The organism is Halovulum dunhuangense, assembly GCF_013093415.1.
Taxonomy (GTDB): domain Bacteria; phylum Pseudomonadota; class Alphaproteobacteria; order Rhodobacterales; family Rhodobacteraceae; genus Halovulum; species Halovulum dunhuangense.
In genome coordinates, this window is the sequence record NZ_JABFBC010000012.1 from 1 (window position 1) to 6,293 (window position 6,293).

The 6,293-nt window shown below is 62.4% G+C and carries 5 protein-coding genes; 2 read left to right on the top strand and 3 right to left on the bottom strand.

The window, feature by feature from the left end; genetic code table 11:
* Both HMH01_RS17575 and HMH01_RS17580 read left to right on the top strand, forming a co-directional pair.
* On the top strand, nucleotides 1-318 hold a 318-nt coding region (locus HMH01_RS17575), incomplete at its 5' end, for a sodium:calcium antiporter (RefSeq protein ID WP_425483633.1).
* A 251-nt stretch (nucleotides 319-569) separates the two neighbouring features.
* Nucleotides 570-1,634: a cache domain-containing protein gene (locus tag HMH01_RS17580; protein ID WP_171327107.1), complete on the top strand. Its 1,065-nt coding sequence runs from the start codon at nucleotides 570-572 to the stop codon at nucleotides 1,632-1,634.
* Nucleotide 1,635: 1 nt separating this feature from the next.
* Here HMH01_RS17580 and HMH01_RS17585 read toward each other — a convergent pair whose 3' ends face one another.
* The 3 genes from HMH01_RS17585 to HMH01_RS17595 all read right to left on the bottom strand — a co-directional run.
* A complete protein-coding gene (locus tag HMH01_RS17585; RefSeq protein WP_246237483.1) occupies nucleotides 1,636-3,555 on the bottom strand; it encodes a glycosyltransferase in 1,920 nt (639 codons plus the stop codon).
* Between the two features lie 46 nt (nucleotides 3,556-3,601).
* On the bottom strand, nucleotides 3,602-4,774 hold the full coding sequence (locus tag HMH01_RS17590) for an HlyD family secretion protein (protein WP_216366920.1): 1,173 nt from the start codon (nucleotides 4,772-4,774) through the stop codon (nucleotides 3,602-3,604).
* A gap of 1,232 nt (nucleotides 4,775-6,006) precedes the next feature.
* Nucleotides 6,007-6,293: integrase core domain-containing protein (locus tag HMH01_RS17595; RefSeq protein WP_171327108.1), on the bottom strand; the 287-nt coding region annotated here is incomplete at its 5' end.

Consider the following 6,293-nt stretch of genomic DNA (forward strand, 5'->3'; position numbering starts at 1 on the left):
TTGACCATCGTCGCGGTCGGCACATCGATGCCCGAATTCGTGACCTCGGTGGTCGCGGGCCTGAAACGGCAGGGCGACGTCGCCTTCGGCAACATCGTCGGATCGAACATCTACAACATCCTTGGCATCGGCGGCGCGACCGCCCTGATCGCGCCCGGAGCAGTGCCGGCCGAGATCGTCAGCTTCGACAACCTCGTGATGATCGGCGTCTCGGTGGTGCTGGTTGCCTTCGCATGGACCGGCTTGCGGATAGCGCGCTGGGAAGGTGCAGCACTGCTGGTTGGATACGGGATCTATCTCTATGCGATCTGGCCCTGATGGCGGGCAGTACGCTTGATGCTCTGCGCTTTTTGCGAAGGAAGAGACTGTCTACCCGACAGGCTGCGAGGACCCATGACGTTAAGCGCCAAAGCGCAGCCCCAGATTTTCTATCGACACTCTAGGGAGCCAAGCGCGTTCGCTTCATGGACGATTCAGTAACGCGGTCTTGTGCAACCTTCCTTTCCCGCTAGGGTCGGCGGTGGGTCCGCATCCGGATCAGACTGAGCAATCTGGAATACCGAACTGCAATGACACTCAGAACTGCCATCTATGCCTGCATGGCCGGGGGCATTCTCGTGCTCTCGCTCGCAATCCTCTACGTGCTGCCGAACTTCGCGCGCGAGATCACCTCGCGCGAGATCGAGCGGACGGCGCAGACAAGAACGGAATCGCTTGCGCTGGGCCTTGCCCGTACTCTTTTTGATGACTGGGAGGACCTATCCAGGTTGGCCGAGCGGATCCCCACACTTGAGCCGGAGTTCGCTCGGGTCTATCTCGACGGTGTGGCTAGCAGTGGGCGTGTTTCCTGGGTTGGATACGCGGGAACGAACGGTATCGTGCAAGTCGCATCCGGCGGACTGCTTGAGGGCGAAGACGTATCACCGCGGCGTTGGTTCTCGGGCGGCCTGAACGGCGGCTACGCGGTGGATGTCCACGAGGCGGTGCTGTTGCAGCGGTTGCTTGCGCCCGACGCAACCGAGGCGCTCCGGTTCATCGATCTCTCCCTGCCTGTCACCAACGCTGCTGGCCGAACGATCGGGGTCCTTGGCCTCCACATCGATGCGGACTGGCTGGAAGGCTTCCTCGCGGAGTCCGCAGCCGTCCGCGATCTGGACGTCTTCCTCGTGGCGGCGAACGGTCAGGTGGAATTCTCGACAGTGGAGTTGGAAGGCGCGGCCGGAGAGATTGCGGCTCTCAGGGCCGCGTCTGCCGGGACAGCGATGGTTGCCGAGGAGATCTGGCCAGACGGAAAAAGCTATGTATCGGCAGTGGTGCCCGAAGTTGGTTACAGGACGCTGCCCAGTTTCGGCTGGCGGTTGGTCGGGCGGGTCTCGGCTGACAGTCTTGCCGCAACTGAAGCCCATGTCGTGCGGCACATCATCGGCCTTGGTCTCGCGGCTGCAGTCATCTTCATGCTCGCGGCCTTCGCGTTCCAGCGCTTCTACCTCCGCCCGGTTGAGCGCCTGATCGCGACGGCGGAAAGAATGAGCCGCGGTGAGAGCGCCTATCCCGATGAAATCCGGAGCAGCCGAGAAGGCGAACGGCTGGCCGCAGCCCTTGTTCGTCTTCAGTCCCGGCAAGGCAGCGGATAGCCTAGCGGGAGGAGGCAAACCGCCGGCTTAGGTCACGGATGAGCATCGACATGCGGGCACCTGCGATCCCCGGCTCGTTATCCTCGGAATAGAGCCGGAGCATCAGGGCGTTCGCCTGCTCTGGTGTGGTCAGTAGCTGAAGACGGCAGCCGTCGCCCTCGAGTCCGAGGCTGGTTGCGTCCACATCGCCCACATCCGCGATGCGGAGAGTGACCTGGCTTCCTGCGGGAAGTTCCAAACCGCGGATCCGCACGTCGGTCGTTGTCAATTGGACCAGCCAGACCTGCCTTGTAGCGCCGTCTGTCACAAGCTGGGCGATCTCGGGTGCGTCCGCCACATGCTGCTCGCGCCGAGGCAACTCGATGCAGACGACCAGCGTGAGCAGCAGGACGAAGACGTTGTAGAGCGTCCAGAACAGTACCACTGCCTTGCCATCGCCCGCGTCGAAGAAGGCGAACCGGTCAAAGACCAGCCCGAGAAGAAGGCCGATTACGGTGAGGATAAGCAGCACGATGAAAGGCGCCATGAGGCGCCATTGCACCTGGATCTTGCTGCGGTCACCGCCCTTTGCAGTCACCTTGAACGGATGCCCATGCGGGTGGAACAGGCCCGTCAGGGCTGCGCGCGTGATCTGGAACGCGCCGACAAGCTGGCTGACATCGTTGATTAGCGGCACGATGTTGCCGCGAGAGAGGTGGTTCAGCGCAACAAGGGTCCAGAGGTAATAGACCCCGAAAAAGCTGATGACATCTGGGACACGCGCGTCCACGACGATGATGTTGAAATACCAGTAGAACAGGGGGTAGGCGAGTGCGGCGATCCGGAACGGGAAGGTCGTCAGCCAGTAGATGCCCGCATCGAGAACGCTCCAGCGGTCGCGGAGGCGCAGCGCCGAGCGCGAGAACGGCCCCACCCGGGAATGCGCGATCTGCATCATGCCGAGGCACCAGCGCGTGCGCTGGGTGATGTATTCCTTCAGGCCCTCGGGCGCGAGGCCCTCGGTCAGCGCCTCGTTGAGATAGACGGTACGCCAGCCGGCATTCTGCAACACGACGGTCAGCATGAAGTCTTCCGTCACGCTTTCCGTGGGCAGCCCGCCGATGTCCTGCAGGGCCTGCCACCGCACGATCGAGGAGGTGCCGCAGCAGAAGGCGATGTCCCAGGCGTCCCGAGAGGCCTGCATCGTGTCGAAGAAGAAGCGCTGCTCGTCTGGGTAGGAGCGGGACAGATTCAGATTGTGCTGGATGGGGTCTGGATTGAAGAAATGCTGCGGCGTCTGGACAAGGCCGACACTCGAGTCGTGGAATAGGGCAAGCGTGCGGCTGAGAAACCCCCGGTGCGGCACGAAATCGGCATCGAGAACCGCGACGTAATCGGGCGGATCGGCCGCAAGTACCTGCAGCGCATGATTGACGTTGCCGGCTTTCGCATCGCGGTTGTCGGGCCGCCGGATGTAGTCGACCTCGTGCCCCTGACAGAAATCCCGCAACCAGTCGCGCTTTCCGTCGTCGAGGATGTGGATGGTCTTGTTTTCGTGGCGTAGGCCCTGCGCGCCCACGATCGTCCGCTCCAGCACCTCGCGTTCTTCGTTGTAGGTCGCGATCAGGATAGCGACCCTTGGCATCGGGGCCTCGCCCCACCACCCGAGGTTGCGCGTGGCCTCGGAGGACCGGTCGCTGGTCCGTGACAGCATGACGAAAGCGGAGATCGAGCCGGCAATGGCAGCCATCTCGAGGCCGAGCAGCGACCAGCTTGCCGCCCAGTCCCATGTCAGGCCCAGCGGTGCGATCGTCTCGGTGGCGCGCCAATGGATGTAACGCAGTCCCAGAAGAATGGCGCCGCCAAGCAGCATGGCGCGGTGGAGCGTGCGCCGACTGTCCACGAGCACCGGGACCATCAGCGCGAGCCCCGCGACGAGCATCAGATGCATGACGCTCGATGCGGTTTCGCCGAGATGGATCACTGGATCAGCCCCACAGGCCGCGGATCCAGTCGAGCGGACGCCGGTCGAAGAAGGCTCGTCCCGTGCGGCCTACTGCACAGGTCAACTCTGGATCCGCGGCCAGACCGGGAACCGAAAGTGCAACGTCGAAGCGCTGCAGGTGGCGCTCGCTCGGAGCGACCGCGAGATTTGCATAGATGGTCGCCGCTCCGGCCCCGGCCAGCCGGATGACGGTCGCTTCGAAATCGCGCCGGTCGCCCATAGGCCGGAACGTGGCCTCTCCCCCGATGGTGAGGGAGTTATAGACGCTTTCGGTGACGGACGCGGTGACGATCACCGACCCACAGTCGAGAAGCCGCGCCACTGGATCGCCGCGCTGGACATTGGTGCCGTTCGAGTTGACGACCTGCCAGAGCCTCCCGCTTACCGGAGAGACGAGCTCCGCCTCCCGTGCGCGATTGACACGCAGCCGCTCGGCATCCAGCCGGTCGGCATAGGCATCACGCCGCGCCTCTGCCTCAGCAATTGCTGCCGCATGGGCCGCGCGTTCGGTCTGCAGTTCTGCGATGCGCTGCTCGGAGTTAGGTGCATCATTGTATCCGTCGCCAAGAAACGCGCCCGCGCGTGTGCTTTCGAGTTCGTTTTCCAGCACGGCGATCCGCTCGGATACGGCGTTGATCCATAAGGCCTGCAAGCCGTCGGCCGCCGGCTCGGCCGCCCTCTCCACACCCGCGTCCTGCGGTGGGGCGATGTCGAACCCTGCCGGGAACACACCGTTCTCGAGCAGCGCCAGCCGCTCGCGTGCATAGGCGAGCCGGGTCTCTATCTCATCAATGCGGCGGGCACGATAGGTCTGGGCGCGTTTGCCCAGTGCCTCGATGATGGCGTTCGTCTCGTCCTGCAACGCGGTATGACGCGCAACTGCGGCCTCCGTGAGCGCGACCTCCATCGCTAGATCGTCAAGCCGAACGGCGTCCACCCGGCGATCCTCGACGCTTCCGAGCACCTCGTTGCGCACCACTGACCCACCGAGTGCCCGTGTGGGGAACTCGAGATCACCTGCGATCGGCGCGCGAACCGTCACCAGCCGCGCATTCACTGTTGCATCCGCTGTGACCCCCGTGATCTGCTCGCCGATGATGACCCAAAGTGCGATGACCACAATGACGAGGCCGACTATGATCCGCCAAAAGATCATTTTTCGCCCTTTCGCCCGGTGAGTTGCTCAACTTCGAGGGAGGTTTAGCAACCAAATGTAATGCTATCAACATGATGATTTCCACTTCGATAAAGTGGTATTTCCGCGCGTTTCCCGCTTGTCAGGTCGTGTAAGCCTTAAACAAATCCAAAGGGACAGTGGGTCGGGGAGATCACCTCTCGCAACCCCTCCGCCTATGCCAGAAGAGCGAAACACTGGCGAGTATCGCTGGATGATGAACATCTATCATTGCAGTGTCTCGCCATGAGAACGCCTGCGGCGGGGTCCTTGGCGGCTTGTGGAATGCAGCTCACTGGGGGGGGTACCTTAACTATGCGCGAGGTGTTGTGCTGGTCACCACTCGCCCCCTCGTCAAACCCGGCATCGTCTGGCTCTGGTCCGGCTCAGGCCTAGGTATCCTTTGCCCCCACCGCTAATATGCCTGTAACAGTGTTGGTGAGAAGCATGCCGCCTGCGACGCCAATCGCCGTCTGTGTGGCGACAGCAAGAGAGCCCCCATATGAGCGCCTTTCCGCATGGGCCGTGGCGCTTACGTGGGTTGCCGGGGTGTCGCCCCAGTTGCCGAACAGCCCGGACGGGAAACCGCCGCCATCCGCCTCCCTGCGCTCTTGGTCCGGGTCGACCTCAAGCTGTACGCCCCCCGGCTCTGCGCGGCGTTCAACGCATGGTCCCGTATTACGACAGTCTGCGCCATGTCGTACGATGCGCTGGGCTGGTGGTTGAAGGCATCCGCGATGAACTGGAACTTCCCCGACAATGACGCAGGCTTCATCGTTGATTGCTCTGGGATGTTAAAGAGACTGCAGAAATGCTGGCGATCTAAGGCAGTTGCAATTTGGGAGCTACCAAGCAAGCCATCAGGGACGAGAGCGACGTCGTCAAGTATATGCCTCACCGCTCCCCTATTTGACCGGCGCGTCGACGTGCATGTGGTCAATGACCGAAGCCTGCAGGGGGCATGAGTGCAGTAAAAATGATGAGCCGCCCGTGAAGTTGTGCGGGCGAAATTCTCTCGTCTGGCGGTCTTCTGCCTGTGGATTTGGACAGGCAGGTGCGTTTTGACCTGCCCCCCGGTCGTCCCTCGTTCATAACCAGCGTCCTTGGGTTTGTGCGCTGCTCCCCATCATTGGACCGCCGGAAGGTGGATTTTCCGGGCTCTTTGCGCTGCTCCCCATCATTGGACCGCCGGAAACTGGAATTTCCGGGCTCGTTCACGATGGCGGGCTGGCTGCGCCATCGGGATAATGCATGGCAACCGGCACGTTGTATCCGATTGCACTGTGGGGTCTGACCTCGTTGTAGTCTCTACGCCAAGCATCCAGTTTTTCCCGGGCGTCGGCAAGGCTCATGAACCAGTGCGCGTTCAGGCATTCCGCCCGGAGCTTCGAATTGAACGCCTCGATGAAGCCGTTGTCGGTGGGCTTGCCCGGCCGCGAGAAGTCCAGCGTGACGTCGTTGGCATAGGCCCAGAGATCGAGATCCCGGGAGATGAACTCGC

Coding starts and splice junctions, on each gene's coding strand:
- HMH01_RS17585 (WP_246237483.1), bottom strand. CDS start 3,555: ATGCTCGTCGCGGGGCTCGCGCTGATGGTCCCGGTGCTCGTGGACAGT.
- HMH01_RS17580 (WP_171327107.1), top strand. CDS start 570: ATGACACTCAGAACTGCCATCTATGCCTGCATGGCCGGGGGCATTCTC.
- HMH01_RS17590 (WP_216366920.1), bottom strand. CDS start 4,774: ATGATCTTTTGGCGGATCATAGTCGGCCTCGTCATTGTGGTCATCGCA.